Origin of the sequence: Prosthecobacter fluviatilis (assembly GCF_042655725.1) — a bacterium.
Taxonomy (GTDB): Bacteria; Verrucomicrobiota; Verrucomicrobiia; order Verrucomicrobiales; family Verrucomicrobiaceae; genus Prosthecobacter; species Prosthecobacter fluviatilis.
In genome coordinates this window covers 379,033-396,201 of record NZ_JBHSMQ010000001.1, presented here as the reverse complement: position 1 = coordinate 396,201, position 17,169 = coordinate 379,033, and the positions used below count along the sequence as shown (strand labels likewise).

The window sequence follows — 17,169 nt, the reverse complement described above, 5'->3', positions numbered from 1 at the left end:
GCATGGCAGAAGTCGTCATGTGCTCAAAGAGCGGCAGCGCGCCGTTTATGGAGAACTGTGTGCAGCATTTTGAGCAATGTTTCCGCAGTGTATGGCTTGGGAATGAAATCCGTGACACCGGCGTTGGTGGCCTTGGCCACCATGTCTTTCACGCCCAGGCCGCTGGCGGCGATGATGCGCACCTGCGGATTCATGCGCATCAGCACCTGAATGGTCGCCGGACCATCCATCACGGGCATCATCATGTCTGTGAGCACGACGGCGACCTGATCTTTGTGCTCGGCGTACAGGGTGGAGGCCTCCACACCATCTGCCGCAGGAAGGACACGGTAGCCAAAGGATTCCAATGTCTGGCCAGTGATGTGCCGCACGGGCTCCTCATCATCAATCAGGAGAACGAGCTGACCATTTCCTCGTGGCATTTCCGCCTGACCGGGGGACGTCAGGCTCAAGCCCTCCGCCTGCGCCGGCAGATAAACCTGAAATTTGGAGCCTTTGTCCAACTCACTGGAGACACGAATGAAGCCCTGATGACTCTTGATGATGGCCAGCGCGGAGGACAGCCCCAGGCCGGTGCCTTTGCCGAGCTCTTTGGTGGTGAAAAACGGCTCGAAAATACGGTCCACAACCTCGGGCGACATGCCTATGCCGGTGTCCTCCAACTCAATGAGGAGATATGGACCGGGCTTTGCGCCGGCGATCATCGCTGCGCACTGCTCATCGAGCAGATGATTGGCCGCGCTGAGTGTCAGAGTGCCGCCATTGGGCATGGCGTCGCGTGCGTTGACACAGAGGTTGAGCAGCATTTGATGAATCTGCGCAGGGTCCCCCTGGACGATCCAGAGGTCTGCCGGAATGTCGCTGGTGACGCGGATGCTCTTGAGAAAAGTTTCTGTGGCGATTTTTTCAATGCCTTTGAGCAGATGCCCGGCCTGCACATCCACGCGCTGACCTTCAACGCCGCGTGAGAAGGAAAGAACCTGGCGAACCATCTCCGCACCGCGTCTGGCACTGTTTTCGATGGTTGCGAGCACGCCCATGCGCAGCGCATCCTTTTCATGAAGCTTGAGCAGCTCTATGGACATCATGATCGGCGTGAGCGCGTTGTTGAGATCATGAGCTATGCCGCCAGCCAGCGTTCCGAGGCTTTCCATGCGCTGGGAGCGCAGAAGCTGCTCCTCGAATTTTTTGCGCTCGGTGATGTCTGTATTGATCATCAAAATGCTGCGGGGCTGGCCTGCGGCATCGCGCAGGAGAGTCCAGCGCCCCTCCACCACGAGCTTGCGGCCCTCCTTTCTGACCTGCTGTATTTCACCGTCCCACTCCCCGGCCTGGACGACTTCGTCATAGGCCTGCTGAAAAGAGCCGCTGCTGCTGTCTGCAATGATGTCCGTCACCGGACGCCCGACCGCCTCAGCCGCACTCCAGCCATAGAGGCGTTCAGCGCTTTTGTTCCAGTAGGTGACACGGCGATCAAGGCCGCAGACGAGGATGGCATCTCTGGAGAGGTCCAGCAAAGACGCCTTTTCATGCGCGGCATGCTGGGATGACTCAAGCTCCTGGGTACGCTGTTTCACCCGCTGTTCGAGATCCTCCAAATGGGACTTGGACTCCAGCAGCAGACGGAATTTTTCAGTGAGCGAAATGGCAAGCTGGAGAACCTCGATGATGTCGAAGGGCTTCTTCAAAATGAGCATGCGATCGCGGGGCTTGATCTGCTCCTGAACGTCAGTCCAGTTGCAGTCTGCGTAGGCGGTACAGATCACAATCTGCATGTCCGGGCAAACCTGCCAGATCTGCCGGGTGGTCTCGATGCCATCCCAGCCGGGAGGCATGCGGACATCGACAAAGGCCATGGCATAGGGCCGCCCCTCCTCCTGTGCGCGCCTGACCATCTGCAGGCCTTCCTCCCCCTGGCTGGCGGTGTCTATGGTGAAAGTCTGAGGCTGCCGTGCTGTGCCAAACAGCGCGGCCTCTGCCGCGTCGAGGGCGTCGTCTGAGGCGTCGACGGGGGCCAGGATTTTGCGAAAGTCATCATGAATCGAGCGGTTGTCGTCGATGACAAGAATGCGCCGATGCGGGGCGGTCATTTTTGCGGTGGTGTGTGTCATGGTTGGGTCAGTTCTCCAGCGGGAGCGTCAGGGTAAAGGTGGCTCCCCGCCCAACACCGTCACTATGCGCCTTCAAGGTTCCTCCCAGCTCCCTGGCGGCGAGCGCGCCGCTGTGCAGACCGAAGCCATGCCCCATTTTTTTGGTGGTGAAGCCATGGGAGAAAATGCGCTTCAGATTTTCGGGGGAGATGCCGACACCGTTGTCCATGACAGAAATTTCCAGCATTCCCTCCTGGTTTAGCACCACACGCACGGTCATGAGCCGTTCGCCTTCGCTATGGTCCAGGGCATGCTTGGCATTGCTGAGGAGGTTCACCAGGATCTGCATGACCTTGTGCCTGTCCGTCTTCAGGGGTGGGACGGGGGCGATCTCACGAGCCACGCTGACTTCATGACGGCTGAAGCTTGCCGCGTTGATGCGTATGCTGTCTTCGATGAGATCTGCCACGGAGAGCACTTCAACAACTCCGGTGCCGCGTGCGTAGCGCTGCTGCATGGAGACGATCTCCTTGATGTGGTCGATGTTTTTCTGCAGCATTTGCATCTCGTGCAAGATGACCTTCTGCGGCTCCGCCAGGTGGGTGGCCAGCTTGAGCAGATAATCAGGCAGCATTTTGCCGCGCGGGTCGGTGGTGAGGAATGCAGGCAGGTCTGCTTCATGCTGCTGGAGCATCTCCGCCACATTCTTGAGGCTGCTGATGCGAAAATCGCGAACCTTGCCCGTGGCGAGCTCTGCTGAAACACCGACGCTGTTGAGCACATTGCCGACATTGTGCAGCACGCTGGTGGCCACTTCCGCCATGCCCGCGAGACGGGAGGTCTCAAGCAGCTCCGCCTGCGTCTTGCTCAACTCAGCTGTGCGCTCAACGACCTGCCGCTCGATTTCAACATTGCTCCCTTCGAGGGTGGCGCGACGCAGGGATATTTCTGACATTTCCTGCAGCATGCGATGAACGGCGACGATGAGAATGGCGTCTTCGAAGAGCACCCAGCCGACGTGCTCGATCCAGCGCCAATGACTGGCTGTGAGCACTCCGAAGACGGACTGGGGCCAGAAAAGGCCGCGAATGAGATGGTCTGCTGCGACCACAACGGTGGCCGTAGTGAGCACACGCCAGTCGCGATAGAACGCCAGGAAAGCCAGTGAGCCAAAAATATGGAAGTGCGTCTCGATGCGCCCGCCTGTGAGATGGATGAGCAGCGCTGAAGTGAGCATCTGGGCAATGGCTATGACATGGCGCGTGACGACCAAACCCGGACAGCGCCAGGCCAGCCAAACGGGGAAGCCGCTGATGGCCCCTCCGAGGAAAAGAGCAGCCCAGACATGCACATGGAGCTGGCTTGTTTCTCCAATCCAGGTCCGGGGGGAAATCCACAATGCGGCGACAACGCCTGCGACCCACTGGACGATCATGAGCCGGGCAAAAAGCTGATCTGTATGCCGATGCAGATCATTCTCCGAGGCACGAAAGAGCTCCAGCGCACGCCGTTGCAAAGCAGATTCAGGCAACACCAAAGGGCGTGCTGAGGGGGCTTCCACGAGCGGAGGAGCTTGCTGGCGCTGCACACCGGAGGATGGACGCCGCCCAACGTCAGCCGTGTCTGATGCGGCGTCCTGTGGCTTTGGGGTTGAGTCTACGGCTGACATGTGGTGCATTCCGTTTGGTCTTTTTCCCTTGCGAGGGCACAGCCGAAAACCGGGGCACTGGCAGAAAGAGTGTTTTTTTGCTTTAGGAACACCTCAATGGCGTCCCGCCCCGGATTGTCTCCGGCATGGCCGCGAGCGAGGGTGATACCGCCTTGAAAAACAAGGGCGCCGGCAGCGTCATAGAGGAGAGTCTGGCCGGAGGTGGCGGCCTGAAAACTGCGGGCTTCCTTGCCGTCATGGTCAACATGAACCTGCACGCCAGGGATGGCTGAGGCAGCGTGCCAGAGGTCGGTTTTCACCCATTCTTCAGCCATGCCCTCCGGCCTGATGAACCAGACCTGAGCATGGAACAATCCCGGGCAATGAGCCGCAAGCTGCTCCAGCTCTCCGAGTGTGGCCCGGGAGCAGGGGCAGCGCGGGTGCAGAAACATCACCAGGGTGGGCTGCCCCGGTGAGAGGGGCATCTGACTGGTCTCCGGCCAATGAGATGGCGGGGAGCCTGCCGCACCGGCGGTCTGGGAGTACTGGGCCATCAACAGGCTGCCGGCGAGAACCGCCAAGAGCCAGACGCCTGCAATAACGCTGATTTTCAATGAGGAAGCACTCACCCGCGCCGCACCGAGCCCCTGCGAAGGTGCGGGGCATGATGGGGGGGAGGCTGGTAATCTGGGGCTGGTCACCCCTAAACATAAGGGGGTAGGCTGAAGCCCCCCAACTAAGCCATGCTTTATTTGAAGCGCCTGGACCGCTTAACGATTCGGGCTTTGCGTTTCCAGTTTTTTTATTCGTCGAGTTCCAATGGGATGTCGTTGCTCTTGGTTGTCCTGGTGAAATCAGGAGTCGGCACGGCTCTGGCTCCATTGAAGCTTTCGCTATGAGCATGCTTGTAGCCAGCCGGGTCGAGCGTCTGCCAGAGCCGATCTCTTCTTTCGCTGGAACATCCAGCCATGAGGAACACGCCCAGCAGGCCAGGCAGCAGCAAATGGCGCTGAAAACGGAGGGAGACGCGGGTGCTGAAAGTATTCATGTGCGGGTAAAGGGAAGGTGGCTATTTCTGTCCGTAATACGCGTCCGGTCCGTGCTTGCGCAAATGATGCTTTTCCAGGATGTGCCCAGGTATGGAGCCTATGGTGGGATGCAGGCTGGCAGAGCCCAAAGCCATGTGGGCACACATTTCGAGGGCGATGCTGTTTTTTAGAGAATCCATGGCGCTTTTTCCGAACGTGAAGGGCGCGTGGTGGAGCTGCAATACGGCGGGCATTTCGAGCGGGCTGAGTTTCAGCTCGCGCAGTCGCTCGACGATGGCGACGCCGGTGAAGTGCTCATAATCCTGAGAGACTTCGGCCGGGGTGAGCGCACGCACCAGAGGGACGGTGCCGTGAAAATGGTCTGCATGCGTGGTGCCATAGCAGGGAAGCTCGCGACCAGCCTGGGCAAACATGGTGGCATGCAGGCTGTGGGTGTGGGTGATGCCGCCGATCTCGGGGAACTCCCGGTAGAGCACGAGATGCGTTTTGGTGTCTGAAGAGGGGCGCAAACTGCCCTCGATGACCTGTCCTTCGAGGTCGAGAACGACGATGTCGGCAGGTTTGAGCTCCAAATAGTCCACGCCGCTTGGCTTGATGGCCCAGAGGCCAGACGAGCGGTCAATGCCGCTGACGTTGCCCCAGGTGAGACGCACGAGGCCGCTGGGCTCGAGGGCGCGGTTGGCTTCACAGACTTGCTGACGGAGATCTTTGAGGGTCATTGGCGGCATGAAAGCCCAAACGTCTTACAATTCCAGCAACATAAACCGGCTTGTGGGGCGTTAATACATTGATCCTTGAAGGTTGACGCGGGGAACGCCCCCGTTGACCTGTACCGCACACACACATGCCTGCCTCCGCCGCCCCCCAAGCTGTTCCTGATCAGGAAGCCATCTCCAAAGCCTCCCTCTGGGTGGCGCCGCTCCGAACCGAAATCGCCCGTGTGCTGGTCGGCCAGACCGCTTTGGTGGACCGCCTGCTAGTGGCCTTGCTGACAAACGGCCATGTACTGCTGGAAGGTGTGCCGGGCATAGCCAAGACACTGGCTGTGCGAACCCTTTCCGGGACCTTGAAAGCCAAGTTTCAGCGGATTCAGTTCACCCCCGACCTGCTGCCTGCAGATGTGATTGGCACGATGGTGTACCACCCGAAAGACGGTACATTCACCCCACGTCTGGGACCGATCTTTGCCAACCTGGTGCTGGCTGACGAAATCAACCGCGCGCCGGCCAAGGTGCAAAGCGCCCTGCTTGAAGCCATGCAGGAGCGGCAGGTCACGATCGGAGAAAACACCCACAAACTGCCGGACCCGTTCATGGTGCTGGCGACGCAGAACCCCATCGACCAGGAAGGTACGTACACGCTGCCGGAAGCCCAGCTTGACCGCTTTCTGCTCAAGGTGCGCGTGACCTACCCGACTCCGGTGGAAGAGCGCATGGTGCTGGATGCGATGGCCACCTCGGCACCGAAACTCGATGTGAACCAGGTTACGGATGTGAGCGCGATCAGCGCGAGCCGCGCGGTGGTGAACTCGCTGTTCATGGATGAAAAGATCCGCGACTACATCGTCGCCCTGATCCATGCCACGCGGCACCCCGAAGCGCTGGCGCCGCACCTAAAGCTGCTGATCCGATGCGGCGCGTCGCCGCGAGGCACGATCAACCTGGCGCTGGCAGCCAAGGCGCTGGCCTTCCTGAACGGACGGAACTACGTGATTCCGCAGGACATCAAAGACCTGGCCCCAGACATTCTGCGCCACCGCATTCTGCTTTCATACGAGGCCGAGGCGGAAGGTGTGAGCACGGATGATGTGATCAAGACCCTGCTCGACAAGCTGCCTGTTCCTTAACACTGGCCAAACCGTGAACCGGGAAACTGTGCAGAACGACAACGACGCCAGACTCACACGCATACTCAAGCGCGTGCGGCGCATCGAGCTGCTCACTCGTGGCATGGTCAAAGAAATGCTGGGCGGCCAGTACCACTCCCGCTTCAAGGGGCAGGGCATTGAGTTTGACGATTTCCGCGAGTATCAGCCGGGAGACGATGTGCGCTTCATCGACTGGAACGTCACGGCACGCATGAATGATCCGTTTGTGCGCAAGTATGTCGAGGAGCGTGAGCTGACGGTGATGATCTGCGTCGATGTCAGCGGCTCCGGCGACTACGGCAGCCAGGAAGACTCCAAACGCGAACGGGCGGCGGAGATTGCGGCCGTGTTTGCCTTCAGCGCCGTGCAGAACCAGGACAAGGTGGGGCTCTCGCTGTTTTCCAGCGGCATCGAGCACTATCTGCCCGCAATGAAGGGCGCCCCGCATGCGCTGCGCATCTTGCGTGACATTTTAAGCAACGAACCGAAGCAGCAGGGAACGGACATCAGGCCCGCCCTGGACCTCGCGCTAGAGCGCATCGCCCACCGGGCCCTGGTGATTTTGGTTTCGGATTTCATCACCCCTGACGCAAGCTGGGAGAAAAGCCTGCGGGCTGTTGCAGCCAAGCATGATGTGGTGGTGGCACAGATCCTGGACCCGCGCGAGATCACACTGCCGGACGCAGGACGCGTGTGCCTCGAGGACCCGGAAACCGGAGAGCAAATCATTGTCAACACGTCCCACCCCGCTGTCCGAGACGCGTATGCGCAACGGCTTGCCGAGCGGCAGGACGCGCTGGTGCAGCTGCTGCGGCGCTGCGGTGTGGAACGCATAACGGTGCGCACAGATGAAGATTACGCGCCCGCGCTGAAGGCCTATTTCCGCTCTCGCAAAAGGAGGAAACGTGGATGAAGGCCGCGCTTTTTGTGATGCAAACGCTTCTGGCGCAGCTGACGGGCCCTGCCCCGATGCCGCACCCTGAACTGCCGCCGCCTGACAGTGTGCAGCTGCCGCCGCCGTGGTGGATTCCGTGGGCTGCCCTGGTGATGCTGTGCCTGCTGATCTTCATCATCGTGTGGCTACTGATCCGGCCCAAAGAGGAGCCTCCAGCACCGCTGCGGCAGCCATGGACCGCAGCTTTCAAAGCACTGAACGAACTGCGCGCACGCATTCAATCCGTCCCTCCACAGGACATGAGCCACAGGGTGTCCCAGATCCTGCGGCGCTACCTGCACGAGCGCTACGCCGTGCCAGCCCCGGCACGTACGACACGCGAAATTTTCGATGGCAAAATGGAGAGACTGCCAGGAATGCCGGTGCCGCGGTCCCAGGGAGTGTGGCGCGAGCGTTTTGAGCCGGTGGCTCATCTGTGTGACGAGATATCGTTCATGCCGTCTCCGCGCACGGAGGAGGAATCGGCCGCGCTTCTTGACCAGGCGCTGGCACGCATGCAGGAGGAGAAGCCATGATCATCCCGGGGTTTCCCAATTTTCAGATCTTCCACCCTATGTGGCTGCTGCTGCTGCCACTGGTGCCGCTGCTGGCCCTGCTGCGTGGTTCCCGCGGCCAAAGGGCGTCCATCAAATTTCCCACCGCGTCGCTGCTGCGTGATCTTGGCCGGCCGGCACGCAGCAGTCTGGGCGGCTTCGTCTTTGGGCTCATCCTGGTAAGCGTGGCCTTCGGCATCACGGCGCTGTCCCGCCCGCAGAAAATCCTGTCTTATGAGGAGGAAAAGGCCGAGGGCATCGCGATCATGCTGACGGTGGATGTTTCGCTTTCGATGCTGATCGAGGATTTCTACATCGGGGGGCAGCCTGTGAACCGGCTGACGGCGGCCAAGCGAGTGATGGCGGACTTCATCAAAGGCCGCCGCAGCGACAAGATCGGGATTGTGGCGTTTGCAGGGGAGACCTACCTGCCCTGCCCGCTGACTCTGGACCGTGACTGGCTGATCAACAACCTCGACCGAGTGCAGACACAGCGTGTGAGTGACGGGACCGCGATCGGGTCTGGCATCGCCTCCGCCGCCAACCGCATGCGGCGTGAAAAGTCTCCAAGCAAGGTGATCGTGCTGCTGACCGACGGCGCGAACAACTCCGGCCGGCTGAGCCCGCAGGTGGCGGCGAAGCTGGCCGCCACGCTCGGCATCAAGATCTACACCATCGCGATTGGCACGCCGGGCATTCACAGCATCCCAGACCCAAGGCGCGGCACCTTCACGCCAGTGGGGCAGCAGCTGTTTGATGAGGAGACGCTCAAGGAAGTGGCGTCGATTGGCAACGGTCAGTTTTACATGGCGCAGAACCTCAGCTCGCTGAGCGACGTGTTTGACACCATCGACAAGCTCGAAAAGACCAAGATCGAGCATCACAAAATCGTCGAAACCGAAGAGCTTTTTCCCTGGCCGCTGGCTGTATCCGCCATCTCGCTGTTTCTCGCGCTGCTGCTTTCCCTGACCGTTTTGCATTCGGCCCCGGAGCCAGTCGCCACCTGATCGTCATGAGCTTTGCCCATCAACACCTGCTCTGGTTCCTGCTGATCATCCCCGCTCTGGTGGGGCTGAAACTGCTGGTGGATGCGCAGGGGTCCAAGGCCGAGCGGCTGTTCACCGCGGAGCGCCTTCGGACGGGGCTCGTCACCGGCCGGTCGCGCTGGCGCTCCTGGCTCGCGTATTTTTTATACATCATGGCCATGGCATGCCTCATCGTCGCGGTGTCGCAACCACGGTGGGGGGAGGAAAAGCTTGAGACCCCAGACAAGGGGCGCAACATTTTCATCGCGATAGACACATCGCGCTCGATGCTCGCGCGTGATGTGCCGCCAGACCGTCTCACGCGTGCCAGGCTGGCAGCGCACGACCTTATCATGGAACTCCCCGGCGAGCGGGTTGGCCTGCTGGCATTTGCCGGCCGCGCCTACCTGCAGGCGCCGCTCACGACGGATCATGACGCGATCATCGAGTCATTGCTGGCCTTTGACCACACGATCGTCGAATGGGGCGGGAGCAATCTGGCGGACATGCTGGAGGTGACACTGCGTGCCATCAAAAGCCTGCCAAAGAGCAATTATGCGCTGGTGATTTTCAGCGATGGAGGCGATGCCGACGCCAATCTGACCTCGTACATCCAACGCCTCACAGCGGCCGGAGTCGTGGTCGTCACCGTAGGTGTCGGCACTGAAGGCGGCACGCTCATTCCAGATCCCGAAGTGGAGGGCGACTACATCCGAGACGAGGCTGGCAATGTGGTGCGCTCGCAGCTGCAAAGCGGTGTCCTGCAGCAGCTGGCCTCCGCCACGGGAGGACGGTTTTTGAAACTGGACGCCCGCCCCCTGAGCCGCCAGGCGATCCAGCCTGTGCTGGACCGCCTGACCGAGCAGGAGTCTGCCAACCGGCAGAAGTCAAAGCCAATTGAGCGCTTTGCCTGGCCCCTCGGTCTGGGTATATTCCTGCTCATGCTTGCCTGGATCATCAGCGCCCTGCCCCGCTCTGCCGCCGCACGTCCGGCCGTGCTGGCGATGGCAGTCGCCGTCTTTGCGCCCGCACCCAGTGCGCAGGCAGCGGTGGCTTCAGACTTTCTGGGATTCTTTTTCCAGTCTGGCGGCCCGACTCCTGACGAGGCGCGCAAAGCACTTGAGAGCGGCCAGTTTGAAAAGGCGCGCGAGATCTACAGAAAGCTGCTGCAACGCGAGGACTTCGATGCGCGCTCCCGCGATGAGCTCCTCTACGGCCTCGCAACAGCGGAGCATGATCTCACGAACTACGATGGCAGCGTGAAGAATTTCAGCGAAGCACTCCACACGCAGGACAAGTCGCTGCGAGCCAGGGCGCACCGGGGACTGGCGCAGACTTTGTATGATCAAGGGGTGAAAGGTTTGCAGCAGCAGCCCAAGATCACGCTCCAGCGCTGGACTGACGCGCTGCGGCACCTGGACGCCGCTCTGGAGCTCGATCCTGAGAACAAGAACCTGCGCGAGAACCGAGACCATGCGGACAAAATGCTCGCCCAGCTGCGCCAGGAACTGAAGCGTCTGGAAGAAAAGCAGGGTAAAAAAGGTAACAAAGGCCAGAAGGGGCAAAAAGGGCAGAAAGGTGACAAGGGTGAAGGCCAGCAAGGGGAAGAAGGTGACGAGGGCGACGAACAAGAGGACGGCCAGCAAGGCAGCGACCCTAACGGCCAGGGGGAACCCAAGGAGCCCAAGGAAATCAAAGGCGAGAAGAAGGAAGCGGATGACGGCATCGGTGGGAAGGACGCCAAAGAACTGCCTGAAGGGCGGCTCCAGGCTGCTGGTGGTAACCAGGACGGGAAAAAAGAGCCGCAGAGCAAAGCCGTGGCGATGCCTGACGAGGACAAGAACAAAGACCCGAAGAAAATGACCAGCGACCAGCGCAACCCACGCACTGGCTATACCCCAGGAGAGGCCGAAAGATACATCCTCCAGTACATGGATGAGAACACTGCTCCGCTGTCCACCCGCTACCACACACCGCCGCCGAACAAAAAAGACTGGTGAGCCGTCTTCGGCAATGGCGCACGAAATCCCAAACTCGAATGACTCAAAGCCTCGATCTCCATTCAATCCGGAAACGGTCAGCAGCCAGGGCTGAGAGCCCGAGGCCAGGCAGCTGGAGGGCACACACACTCTCCCGCATTCTGGAGGGGCTGATGTGTCTGATATTGCTCAGCACCGGCAGTGCGTCCGCAGCGACGATCCGCGCTTACATCCAGCCCGATCACGCGCACACCGGGCAGGAAGTCAGCTACGTCATTTCCGTGCAAAACGGCGTCATCCAGAGCGAACCGCAACTGCGGCTTCCTGTGCAGGTCGGAATGAGCACTGCACTGACCACACGACAGAGTTCTGTCATCCGAGGCGGGCAGGAGATCGTTTCGACGCAATTTTCCTGGGGAGTGATTGGCAGCGAACCCGGCGAATTCGTCATTCCCCCGCAGGAAGTGCTGGTCAACGGAGAGATCCTCAAAACCAACGAAGTTCGTTTCATCGTCACGGAGTCTCCAGCCAACACGCCGAATGCAGCCGAAGATGCCAGCATTCCGCTGTTTCAGATCGAGGTCGGTAAAACGGAAGTCTATCAAGGCGAGGTGGTGCCCATCAGCGCCAGCCTTTTTGTGCCACGCAGAGGGGTGATGCTGCGGCGCATCGGGCTGATCGATGTGAACAAGAATGATTTTGCCATCGCCCGGTTTCCGCAGCAGGCCGAGCAGAACGCCCAGCGGATCAACGACATCGACTACATTGTGATCACCTACCGCAGCACCCTCTCCGCTCTGCATGCGGGAGACCTGAAGGTGGGCCCGGCGACTTGTGAACTGCTGTACGAGGTGCTGGACGAAAACACCCAGCGGCAGATGAGCCGGGGGCTGCCGTTTGGCGTGATCATGGGCGGAGTGGAGCCGCGCAAGCACGTGGTCAAAAGCCAGGAGGTGAAAGTCAAAGTGCTGCCGCTGCCGACGGAGGGCAAGCCTGAGAATTTCACCGGAGCAGTGGGTGATTTCAGCATCAGCGCCACCGCGACTCCTAACGAGCTTGGTGTTGGAGATCCGCTGGCGGTGGACATCACCATCGATGGATCGGGCAATTTTGAAGCGCTGAATCCGCCCAGCATGATGCCGCCCGAGGGATGGAAAGCCTACCCCCCGCGACGCTACAATGTGGACGGGCCCATCGACCCCAATCTGACCCCGGCCCTCCAGCGCCGCATCGGCTACTCGATGGTGTTTGTGCCGGAAAAAGTGCACAAGGAGCTGCCACCTTTTGAGCTGAGCTACTTCAGCCCCACGCAGAAAAAATATATTTCCGCACGCACGTCACCGATAGCGCTGCGCGTCAAGCCAGGCACCATGGCGACAGCCACTGCAGCGGTGGAAGCGGCTGCCGGAACAGAGCCGCCCAAGCCGCCTGCCGTGCAGCAGCCGAAGCCGCAGATCAGCGACATTCTGATGAACATTCCGGCCAAGGCCAGATGGCTGAGCCCCGCGACGGCCAACGCCCCTCTGACCACGAGTTCACGTTTTTGGGCGATTCAGTCCATCCCGGCGGCCCTCGTGATTCTGGCGACACTCTTCACGTGGTACCGCCGTCACCGCAAGGAAGCGATGAGCGGGCTGAGAGGAGAGCTGCAAGATCTTTGGCGCGGCCTAGAAGAGAGTCATCTGGCAGACCGTGATTTTCTGCAACGGGCCGCCCACTTCATTCACCGGAGCCAGCCCGGTGAAATACAGGACGAGGCGCTACGGCAGATCATCCACCGCTACGAGACCCAAAGCTTTACGGGCACCTCCACGCCAGGGCAGCCACTAGGGGCGGGTGAGCGCAACCGCATCCTGTCCACATTGGCGCCGCTGCTGAAACGCAGCGCCATTTTCATCGCCACACTGGCCATCTTCTCCTTTGATGCTGGAGCGGCAGAAGCCTCTCCTGATGCAGTTTATCAGCAGGCACGGGAGGCTCTGGAGAAGGGCAAGTTCACCCAGGCACAGTACCTCGGCGAATCACTCACCAAACAGCACCCTCCTGCTTTGAGCTCCGAGGTCTTTACGCTGATCGCCAACGCCCGCTACAGACAGGAGGACATGGGGCGTGCTGCGCTATGGTACCAGCGTGCGCAGCTTCTGGATCCGCTGAACCCTGAAGTGCGGCAGAATCTCCGGCACCTTGATGAAAAGCTGCGCTTTTTCAGCTTTGGGGAAAAGTCACCGCTGGCTGAATGGAGCCTGATGCTGAGCAAAAACACCTGGGTCATTGCTGCATCGGCAGGCGTATGGATCGTCCTTCTGGCGCTGATGCGCTGGATTCTTGCTGCTTCGCAGTCGCAGAAGGGGGGAGGCAGTGCCAACGCACTGATACTCGGGCTCCTCGGCGTGCTGGTTTTCATTCCGTCTGCCACCTTTGCCGCCATCCGCCCTGCGCCGGGCGACCGTGTCAAGGATGTGATGGTCGTGACAGCACGCGACGTCAACGCCTACACATCAGCCACGGTCACTTCGGGCAATGTCGTTGCCCTCCCGCCCGGCAGCCAGGTGAGGCTGCTGGAAAAACGCGGAGCGTGGAGCTATGTCGAAGTCCCGAGCGAAGACGAACCTGTACGCGGGTGGATCGAGTCTGCCACGTACACACCGCTGTGGCCGTGGGACATGATGCTGCTGCCGTAAAGGAGCGGATCATGCTCCGATTCCCGCCCCTTCCGAGGCAGCACCTGCGCCAGGGCGGCCGCCTGCTTCGCGGTCGAGGACAAGGAGGCTGGCTGTGTCATTGCCGGCGAGCTTGAGGCGTTCGAGCATGTCCCCCACAGTTTTTTCTTCCTCCATCTGCTCGTTGAGGAACCAGAGAAGCAGGTTTTTTGACGCATGGTCTTTGACCTGCTCCGCGACCTCAAAGAGATCATTGATCTGCTGGGTGACGCGTTGCTCCTGCTTGAGGCTGTGCTGGAAGACATCCAGAGGAGATTTGAAGTCCATCTTGGGCTTGGCAATGGGCTGGAACTCGACCTTGGCATCGCGATCCACAAGATACTGGTAGAATTTCAGCGCATGCATGGTCTCCTCGCGGCTCTGCGCGAACATCCATTTGGCAAAGCCGGAGTAGGGAGTCTGCTCAAACCAAGCCGCCATGGCGAGATAAACGTAGCTGGAGGACATTTCATTGTTGATCTGCTCATTGAGCAGCTTGGTAAGCTTTGGATTGAGTGTCATAGCGTTTTCTTGGGTTATGAACCTATTGAATCAGCAATGGAACCTGCGTGCAAGACAGATGAAAGACGATTCGCTTTCATTTGCGCCAGTCCACGCCACGATGAGCCCACCCCACCGCGATGCCCGCAGACACCGCAGCCCCACACCCTCAACACCACCCGCAGGTCGTGCGGCGGAATTTCATCTGCCACTGCCTGGAGGGCGGTTTGTACATGGGGGGGGTGGCGTTTCTCCAGCCGGAGACGGTGATGCCCAAAATGGTGGAACAGCTCGGCGGGCGCTCTGCGATCATCGCAATCATGCCCGCCATCCTGCCCGCAGCGTTTGCGATGGCCGGGCTCTTTGTTTCTCCCCTGGTCGAGCGCCTCACGAGGTTCAAGCCGTGGGTGATGGGTTTCGGCATCCTGCAGAGGCTGCCATATCTCATCACGGGGCTGCTGCTATGGCACTGGCAGGATGCCGGGGCATGGCTGCTGCCGCTGGTGGTGCTGACTCCGGTAGCTTCAGGCCTGATCGGAGGCGTAGGCGTGGTGGCATGGATGGAAATGGTCACGCGCATGGTGCCGGAACGGGTGCGTGCAGCGGGCTGGGCGGCACGCTACATCACGCAGGCGTGCATCGGCATGGTGGCCGGTGCGGTGATCCACCAGGTGCTTAGCCATATGCCGGGGCAGCGAGGCTATGCGGTGCTGCACCTGATCACATTCGGCTTTTTGTTTCTGTCCTGGCTCTCGCAGTCGTTCATGCGCGAGCTGCCAGCGGCACACCATTACCACCCGCACACCGGAAGCTACTGGAGCTACCTGCGCAGTTTGCCCGGCCTGCTGGGCAGGCAGCCGCAGCTGCTCAGGCTGATCGCAGCCCGCTTTACCGGGATGGGGTATCTGATGGTGGTTTCGTTTCTAACGCTGCATGCGCTGCACACCACCGGAAGGCCTGAGGCGGATGAAGGCAGTTTTGTGTCCTGCCAAAACATCGGCACCATCCTCGGCAGCATGCTGGCCGCATGGCTGGGCTATCACAAAGGAGGCAGGGTGCTGCTGATTCTTTCGCGGCTTATCTGCATCATTATGTGCATCTGGGCCAGCCAGACCCAGTCATTCGGAGGCTTTACCGCTGCCTACTTCATTCTCGGCTTCGGCCTGTTTCTGGACCGCGTGGGGGATCTGACACTGACTGCGGAACTCTGCCCGCCGGAGCGCCGTTCGACGCTGCAGGCCATGCTGGGCTTTTGCAACGTGTGGTCTCTGATGTTCGCCACCAGCCTGGGCGGAGTCATTCATTCGCTCAGCGGATCGTTCTACATGGTCGCCGCCCTGGCAGCAGCCATGTCAGTCGTTTCCATCCTGATTTTACGCGGCATTCCCGAACCCCGGGGGCAGAACTGAAGAGGAAAGATCATTCCGAACACTCGATCAAAGCCTTCATGGAGACCTGCCCTTGAGGATTGGTCTCTTTGGGATCGGGCCCGTAACCTTCAATCTGCTGCTGTCGCAATTCTGCCAGCTCCTTGTGGACGGTGGCGACGATCACGCGCCCTCGCTGGTCCACTTCTTCGGCCATTCGCCTGCCGAGCTGCCGGGGATGGCCAAAGATGACTTGCAGCATTTCGATCACGTACTCGAAGGTGTGCCAGTCGTCATCAAGCAGGATGACATGCCAAGGAGGCTCCAAGGCTGGCGGAGCTGCAAGCGGCTGCACACGAGGCTGCTGCGGAGCCACGCGAGGCTGCCGTGGCGTCACCGGAGCGGTAGCGCCACGGATGTCTGCAGAGTAGATCATCAGAGGCACAATGCCACAGAACGGCCGATTCTCAAGGGCTGAGAGCGCCGCACGCCTGCGGCTGCGTTTTAGTCCGCAGGATTTGACCTGACAACGAGGATTGCTTGCAAAAGGCCCTGTCTGTGTGCCAGACTTTAATTCATGAATCCTTCCATCTGCCGAACCCTCAGCACCATCTGCTTTCAGGCAGGCATGCTTTCCGTCATCCTCTCCATCTGGAGCTGGTGGTTTTTCAACGGAGACACGCCAGAGCAGGAGGCGCACGCCGAGCGTCTGGGAATCTTTATCGGGCTGTGGGCCCCAACCCTGCTGATCCTTTCCAACCGTTTTGACCGCTACGCCGACAAAGCCAAGGATCTCCCGGGCCTGAGCAGTGAAAGCGAGACCAGCGACGAAGCCTGAGTCAGATCACATCGGCTCACGGCCGGTTGCTTCGACGTATTGCTGGCGCAGGCCATTGTAAGCCTGCTGCCATTCATCCACCACACGCTGCAGTTCCATCACCTGCTTTTCCAAAGTGGAAATGCGTGACTGCTGCATGACATCTCCGACAGTGCTCTTGTCATCCGGACGCCCGGTGCCAATGAAAGTCGTGGCGGCGCTGCGCACATGATGCGGGCTGGCCTGGAACCAGGACAAATCCGCCAGGCGTGACTCCGTGTTGTCCAGGCAGTTGATGATCGTGACGTTTTCATCAATCTCACCCGTGGCCAGAAACTCCTGAATGGTGGCCACGTTTGTCGGGCCGTAGAGATAGTTGTCGGGCATTTGAACGAGGAGATCCATCTGGAGCTCCGCGATCATGGGCGCACGCTGCCAGCTCATGCGGTTGTCGCTGGAGATCTTGTCGAGGGGGGAAATCTTGGCATCAGCAGCCCAACCACGCAGCGTTTCGAGATCCTTGGCTTCATAAACTTCCTTGTCCGAGGCTTTGAGCAGATACCAGTTTTGCATGAGGGAAGATAACCAAATTCCGCAGCCTGCGCCAAGCCCAAAGTGAGGAGGAATTCAAACAGAGGG

At 60.0% G+C, this 17,169-nt stretch carries 16 protein-coding genes; 9 read left to right on the top strand and 7 right to left on the bottom strand.

Features of this window, described 5'->3' with window-relative positions; genetic code table 11:
* Positions 1–23 precede the first annotated feature (23 nt).
* Both ACFQDI_RS01515 and ACFQDI_RS01510 read right to left on the bottom strand, forming a co-directional pair.
* Positions 24–2,111: a response regulator gene (locus tag ACFQDI_RS01515; RefSeq protein ID WP_377162671.1), complete on the bottom strand. Its 2,088-nt coding sequence runs from the start codon at positions 2,109–2,111 to the stop codon at positions 24–26.
* A gap of 7 nt (positions 2,112–2,118) precedes the next feature.
* Positions 2,119–3,525, bottom strand: a complete 1,407-nt coding sequence (locus ACFQDI_RS01510; RefSeq protein WP_377162669.1) for a sensor histidine kinase — start codon at positions 3,523–3,525, stop codon at positions 2,119–2,121.
* 359 nt (positions 3,526–3,884) lie between these two features.
* Here ACFQDI_RS01510 and ACFQDI_RS01505 point away from each other — a divergent pair, with 359 nt between their 5' ends.
* A complete protein-coding gene (locus ACFQDI_RS01505; RefSeq protein WP_377162667.1) occupies positions 3,885–4,031 on the top strand; it encodes a hypothetical protein in 147 nt (48 codons plus the stop codon).
* Positions 4,032–4,540: 509 nt separating this feature from the next.
* Here ACFQDI_RS01505 and ACFQDI_RS01500 read toward each other — a convergent pair.
* The gene (locus ACFQDI_RS01500; RefSeq protein WP_377162665.1) at positions 4,541–4,786 is read right to left on the bottom strand and encodes a hypothetical protein; all 246 of its coding nucleotides are present in this window, start codon (positions 4,784–4,786) and stop codon (positions 4,541–4,543) included.
* 21 nt (positions 4,787–4,807) lie between these two features.
* The gene (araD, locus tag ACFQDI_RS01495; RefSeq protein ID WP_377162663.1) at positions 4,808–5,506 is read right to left on the bottom strand and encodes an L-ribulose-5-phosphate 4-epimerase AraD; all 699 of its coding nucleotides are present in this window, start codon (positions 5,504–5,506) and stop codon (positions 4,808–4,810) included.
* A 125-nt stretch (positions 5,507–5,631) separates the two neighbouring features.
* Here araD and ACFQDI_RS01490 point away from each other — a divergent pair, with 125 nt between their 5' ends.
* From ACFQDI_RS01490 to ACFQDI_RS01465, 6 genes are all read left to right on the top strand, one after another.
* The gene (locus tag ACFQDI_RS01490) at positions 5,632–6,633 is read left to right on the top strand and encodes an AAA family ATPase (protein ID WP_377162661.1); all 1,002 of its coding nucleotides are present in this window, start codon (positions 5,632–5,634) and stop codon (positions 6,631–6,633) included.
* Positions 6,634–6,646: 13 nt separating this feature from the next.
* Positions 6,647–7,567: a DUF58 domain-containing protein gene (locus ACFQDI_RS01485; RefSeq protein WP_377162659.1), complete on the top strand. Its 921-nt coding sequence runs from the start codon at positions 6,647–6,649 to the stop codon at positions 7,565–7,567.
* 17 nt (positions 7,568–7,584) lie between these two features.
* On the top strand, positions 7,585–8,124 hold the full coding sequence (locus ACFQDI_RS01480) for a DUF4381 family protein (protein ID WP_377162657.1): 540 nt from the start codon (positions 7,585–7,587) through the stop codon (positions 8,122–8,124).
* Positions 8,121–9,149, top strand: a complete 1,029-nt coding sequence (locus ACFQDI_RS01475) for a VWA domain-containing protein (protein WP_377162656.1) — start codon at positions 8,121–8,123, stop codon at positions 9,147–9,149. The genes ACFQDI_RS01480 and ACFQDI_RS01475 overlap by 4 nt, the downstream gene beginning before the upstream one ends.
* 5 nt (positions 9,150–9,154) lie before the next feature.
* Entirely contained in the window at positions 9,155–11,167 is a 2,013-nt protein-coding gene (locus ACFQDI_RS01470; protein ID WP_377162654.1) for a VWA domain-containing protein, read from the top strand.
* Positions 11,168–11,319: 152 nt separating this feature from the next.
* A complete protein-coding gene (locus tag ACFQDI_RS01465; protein WP_377162652.1) occupies positions 11,320–13,827 on the top strand; it encodes a BatD family protein in 2,508 nt (835 codons plus the stop codon).
* Between the two features lie 9 nt (positions 13,828–13,836).
* Here ACFQDI_RS01465 and ACFQDI_RS01460 read toward each other — a convergent pair whose 3' ends face one another.
* Positions 13,837–14,367: a ferritin gene (locus ACFQDI_RS01460; RefSeq protein WP_377162650.1), complete on the bottom strand. Its 531-nt coding sequence runs from the start codon at positions 14,365–14,367 to the stop codon at positions 13,837–13,839.
* A gap of 119 nt (positions 14,368–14,486) precedes the next feature.
* On the opposite strand from ACFQDI_RS01460, the gene ACFQDI_RS01455 reads away from it, so the two are divergent.
* The gene (locus tag ACFQDI_RS01455; protein ID WP_377162648.1) at positions 14,487–15,755 is read left to right on the top strand and encodes an MFS transporter; all 1,269 of its coding nucleotides are present in this window, start codon (positions 14,487–14,489) and stop codon (positions 15,753–15,755) included.
* A gap of 10 nt (positions 15,756–15,765) precedes the next feature.
* Here ACFQDI_RS01455 and ACFQDI_RS01450 read toward each other — a convergent pair whose 3' ends face one another.
* Positions 15,766–16,149 carry an ATP-dependent Clp protease adaptor ClpS gene (locus ACFQDI_RS01450; protein ID WP_377162646.1) on the bottom strand — a complete coding sequence of 128 codons (384 nt, stop codon included), beginning with the start codon at positions 16,147–16,149 and terminating at the stop codon, positions 15,766–15,768.
* 141 nt (positions 16,150–16,290) lie between these two features.
* On the opposite strand from ACFQDI_RS01450, the gene ACFQDI_RS01445 reads away from it, so the two are divergent.
* Positions 16,291–16,551, top strand: a complete 261-nt coding sequence (locus ACFQDI_RS01445) for a hypothetical protein (RefSeq protein WP_377162644.1) — start codon at positions 16,291–16,293, stop codon at positions 16,549–16,551.
* A gap of 6 nt (positions 16,552–16,557) precedes the next feature.
* Here the strand turns inward: ACFQDI_RS01445 and ACFQDI_RS01440 are convergent, their stop codons facing one another.
* Complete coding sequence (locus ACFQDI_RS01440) at positions 16,558–17,103, bottom strand: hypothetical protein (RefSeq protein ID WP_377162642.1); 546 nt, start codon at positions 17,101–17,103, stop codon at positions 16,558–16,560.
* Between the last annotated feature and the right edge of the window lie 66 nt (positions 17,104–17,169).

Excerpts from the sequence above, each read along its gene's own strand:
- ACFQDI_RS01515 (WP_377162671.1), bottom strand. The coding sequence starts at position 2,111 with ATGACACACACCACCGCAAAAATGACCGCCCCGCATCGGCGCATTCTT.
- ACFQDI_RS01510 (WP_377162669.1), bottom strand. The coding sequence starts at position 3,525 with ATGATCGTCCAGTGGGTCGCAGGCGTTGTCGCCGCATTGTGGATTTCC.
- ACFQDI_RS01505 (WP_377162667.1), top strand. The coding sequence starts at position 3,885 with ATGGCCGCGAGCGAGGGTGATACCGCCTTGAAAAACAAGGGCGCCGGC.
- ACFQDI_RS01500 (WP_377162665.1), bottom strand. The coding sequence starts at position 4,786 with ATGAATACTTTCAGCACCCGCGTCTCCCTCCGTTTTCAGCGCCATTTG.
- araD (WP_377162663.1), bottom strand. The coding sequence starts at position 5,506 with ATGACCCTCAAAGATCTCCGTCAGCAAGTCTGTGAAGCCAACCGCGCC.
- ACFQDI_RS01490 (WP_377162661.1), top strand. The coding sequence starts at position 5,632 with ATGCCTGCCTCCGCCGCCCCCCAAGCTGTTCCTGATCAGGAAGCCATC.
- ACFQDI_RS01480 (WP_377162657.1), top strand. The coding sequence starts at position 7,585 with ATGCAAACGCTTCTGGCGCAGCTGACGGGCCCTGCCCCGATGCCGCAC.
- ACFQDI_RS01475 (WP_377162656.1), top strand. The coding sequence starts at position 8,121 with ATGATCATCCCGGGGTTTCCCAATTTTCAGATCTTCCACCCTATGTGG.
- ACFQDI_RS01470 (WP_377162654.1), top strand. The coding sequence starts at position 9,155 with ATGAGCTTTGCCCATCAACACCTGCTCTGGTTCCTGCTGATCATCCCC.
- ACFQDI_RS01465 (WP_377162652.1), top strand. The coding sequence starts at position 11,320 with ATGTGTCTGATATTGCTCAGCACCGGCAGTGCGTCCGCAGCGACGATC.
- ACFQDI_RS01460 (WP_377162650.1), bottom strand. The coding sequence starts at position 14,367 with ATGACACTCAATCCAAAGCTTACCAAGCTGCTCAATGAGCAGATCAAC.
- ACFQDI_RS01455 (WP_377162648.1), top strand. The coding sequence starts at position 14,487 with ATGCCCGCAGACACCGCAGCCCCACACCCTCAACACCACCCGCAGGTC.
- ACFQDI_RS01450 (WP_377162646.1), bottom strand. The coding sequence starts at position 16,149 with ATGATCTACTCTGCAGACATCCGTGGCGCTACCGCTCCGGTGACGCCA.
- ACFQDI_RS01445 (WP_377162644.1), top strand. The coding sequence starts at position 16,291 with ATGAATCCTTCCATCTGCCGAACCCTCAGCACCATCTGCTTTCAGGCA.
- ACFQDI_RS01440 (WP_377162642.1), bottom strand. The coding sequence starts at position 17,103 with ATGCAAAACTGGTATCTGCTCAAAGCCTCGGACAAGGAAGTTTATGAA.